Raw genomic sequence first — 2551 nt, 5'->3', positions numbered from 1 at the left:
GGGCACACCCTCCCCGCCCCCGAACCGGGAGGGGATGCTCCGCCTCAGCGCCTCGATGAAGCTGACGCTTCGTCAACGGGATGCGGCCAATGAATGACAGGCACATGACGAGCCGGTCCGCATGGCCTGAATTCTACCGCCACCCGAGGCTTGATCCTGACGTTCCGCTTCGCGCTCCCCCGTGCCCAAGAGCGCACGCAGCGCGCATGGTTGAGCACGCAACGAACGATTCCGTTCAGCGTCCGGCCGGGCCCCGTGAGACGCACGGACACCCCCGCCCGGTTCCCGCCGACGGCCGGCGGACCGCACGGACAGCCGTGCGACGAAGGCCTCACCCACAGAGCCCCGACAGGGCTGGCCCACCGGGCTACCGGGCGGTAGCGTCGCGGCATGTTCGCTGCCTACGCCGCCCGAATCGACCGTGACCAGCCGCTGAGCGGCCTCGTGCTGGGCGAGCGCCCGGCCCCCGAGGCCCGCCCCGGCTGGGTGACCGTGAACGTCAAGGCCGCCTCCCTCAACCACCACGACCTGTGGTCGCTGCGCGGAGTCGGCCTCGGCGAGGACAAACTCCCGATGATCCTCGGCTGTGACGCCGCCGGCATCGACCAGGACGGCAACGAGGTCGTCCTGCACTCCGTGATCGGCCAGAGCGGCCACGGCGTCGGCCCCGACGAGCCGCGGTCGATCCTGACCGAGCGGTACCAGGGCACGTTCGCGGAGCAGGTGACCGTCCCGGCCTGGAACGTCCTGCGCAAGCCCGCCGAGCTGTCCTTCGAGGAGGCCGCCTGCCTGCCGACGGCCTGGCTGACGGCGTACCGGATGCTGTTCACCAACGCGGGCGTACGGCCCGGCGACTCGGTGCTGGTCCAGGGCGCCGGCGGCGGCGTCGCCACCGCCGCGATCGTCCTCGGCAAGGCGGCCGGCCTGCGGGTCTTCGCCACCAGCCGGGACGAGGCCAAGCGCAAGCGGGCGGTGGAGCTGGGCGCGCTGGAGGCCTACGAGCCGGGCGCGCGGCTGCCGCAGCGGGTGGACGCGGTGATCGAGACGGTCGGCGCGGCCACCTGGTCGCACTCGGTCAAGTCGCTGCGCCCCGGCGGCACCCTGGTCATCTCGGGCGCCACGAGCGGGGACCGTCCCGCGCACGCCGAACTGACCCGGATCTTCTTCCTGGAGCTGAGGGTGGTCGGCTCGACGATGGGCTCGAAGGACGAGCTGGAGGACCTGCTGGCCTTCTGCGCGGCGACCGGGGTGCGACCGGTGATCGACGAGGTCCTGCCGCTGGACCGGGCGCGGGAGGGCTTCGAGAAGCTGGAGGCGGGCGACCTCTTCGGCAAGATCGTCCTGACGGTGTAGCCCGGACGGCGGCGCCCGATCGGGGAACCCTCCACCCCGGCCGTCAATGGTGGTTGACACACTCCCGCTCGTCAACCTAAATTGACAGGCATGACGGAAGCGACCGATCTCGCCGAACGGGCCGGTGACCGCGACCCACGGGTGGGCCTGCGTGCCGTGGCCGCCCTCCGCAGGCTGCTGGAGCAGCTGGAGGCCGTACAGGTACGCAGCGCCCGCGCACAGGGGTGGTCCTGGCAGGAGATCGCGGCCGAGCTGGGCGTCAGCCGGCAGGCCGTACACAAGAAGCACGGGAGGGTCTGATGTTCGAACGCTTCACGCGGGACGCCCGGGACACCGTGACGGGCGCCGTGGCCGAGGCCCGGCGGACGGGGGCCGCCACGGTCACCGAGGAGCACCTGCTGCTCGCCCTGCTGGAGCTGGGCGCGCTCGACCCGCTGGGCGTCGACCGCGCCGCGGTGGCGGCGGACCTCGCCGCGGCCCGCCGCCGGGGCGGCATGTCCCGGGCGGACGAGGAGGCCCTCGCCGACCTCGGCATCGACCTCACCGCCGTCCTCTCCCGGGTCGAGGAGACCCATGGCGAGGGCGCACTGGCCGCCGCCGCCCCGCGGCGGCGGACCCTGGGCTCCTCGCTCCGCTCGGCACTGGGCCGCCCGGAGCCGGAGAGCCGCCACGTCCCCTTCACCCAGGGCGCGAAGAAGACCCTGGAGAAGTCCCTGCGCATCGCGCTGGGCCGGGGCGACCGCCACATCTCCGCCCTGCACCTGCTGCTCGCGCTGCTCGCCCGCCCGGGCACGGCCGCCGAGGTCCTGGCGGACCACGGCGTCACGTACGCGGCGGCGGAAACGGGCCTGGCGGCTGCCTGACCCGCGAGCTATCGCGACGGCCGCAGCGTCTCGGCCAGCCGGTCCGCGGCCGCCGCGAGCTGGGCGCGGGCCTCGGCCAGCCCGGCCGGGGTGACGCCGTGGTCGCGGGCCGCGTCGCGCACGTCGTCCCGGAAGCGGTCCAGCAGCCGGTCCAGGTCACGGGCCGGGTCACCGGTGGGGGCGAGGTCCTCGGCCCACCGCGAGTCCGCGGCGGGGGCCCCGGCCCCCGGGGAGGTGCCCGCTCCCGAGGCGGTTCCGCTGGGGGGTCCCGCGGTGGTCGTGCCGCCGCCCAGCCACCAGCCGCCCCGGCTGCCCACCCACCCGCCCCACATCGC

3 protein-coding genes and 1 pseudogene are annotated in these 2551 nt (G+C 74.6%); 3 read left to right on the top strand and 1 reads right to left on the bottom strand.

Translation table 11 applies throughout. The features are described from left to right. Positions 1 to 390: 390 nt before the first annotated feature. The 3 genes from ACFXA3_RS40765 to ACFXA3_RS40755 all read left to right on the top strand — a co-directional run bounded on the left by ACFXA3_RS40765 (position 391) and on the right by ACFXA3_RS40755 (position 2216). Positions 391 to 1353 (top strand): zinc-binding dehydrogenase, encoded by a 963-nt coding sequence (locus ACFXA3_RS40765; RefSeq protein ID WP_385196230.1) that lies wholly within the window; start codon positions 391 to 393, stop codon positions 1351 to 1353. A gap of 90 nt (positions 1354 to 1443) precedes the next feature. After that, positions 1444 to 1653 carry a helix-turn-helix domain-containing protein gene (locus ACFXA3_RS40760; RefSeq protein WP_008741547.1) on the top strand — a complete coding sequence of 70 codons (210 nt, stop codon included), beginning with the start codon at positions 1444 to 1446 and terminating at the stop codon, positions 1651 to 1653. Beyond that, positions 1653 to 2216: a Clp protease N-terminal domain-containing protein gene (locus ACFXA3_RS40755; protein WP_385196227.1), complete on the top strand. Its 564-nt coding sequence runs from the start codon at positions 1653 to 1655 to the stop codon at positions 2214 to 2216. The genes ACFXA3_RS40760 and ACFXA3_RS40755 overlap by 1 nt, the downstream gene beginning before the upstream one ends. Positions 2217 to 2224: 8 nt before the next feature. Here the strand turns inward: ACFXA3_RS40755 and ACFXA3_RS40750 are convergent. Further along, positions 2225 to 2551 (bottom strand): annotated as a pseudogene (locus tag ACFXA3_RS40750) (PadR family transcriptional regulator); the annotation flags it as partial.

Source organism: Streptomyces sp. NPDC059456 (genome assembly GCF_042750055.1).
In the GTDB taxonomy this organism is placed as follows: Bacteria; Actinomycetota; Actinomycetes; order Streptomycetales; family Streptomycetaceae; genus Streptomyces.
The sequence above is the reverse complement of the archived record's forward strand: the minus strand, read 5'-3'. Positions and strand labels throughout refer to the sequence as shown.

What these genes read in the sequence shown, in the direction of transcription:
- ACFXA3_RS40765 (WP_385196230.1), top strand. Translation starts at nt 391, where the DNA reads ATGTTCGCTGCCTACGCCGCCCGAATCGACCGTGACCAGCCGCTGAGC.
- ACFXA3_RS40760 (WP_008741547.1), top strand. Translation starts at nt 1,444, where the DNA reads ATGACGGAAGCGACCGATCTCGCCGAACGGGCCGGTGACCGCGACCCA.
- ACFXA3_RS40755 (WP_385196227.1), top strand. Translation starts at nt 1,653, where the DNA reads ATGTTCGAACGCTTCACGCGGGACGCCCGGGACACCGTGACGGGCGCC.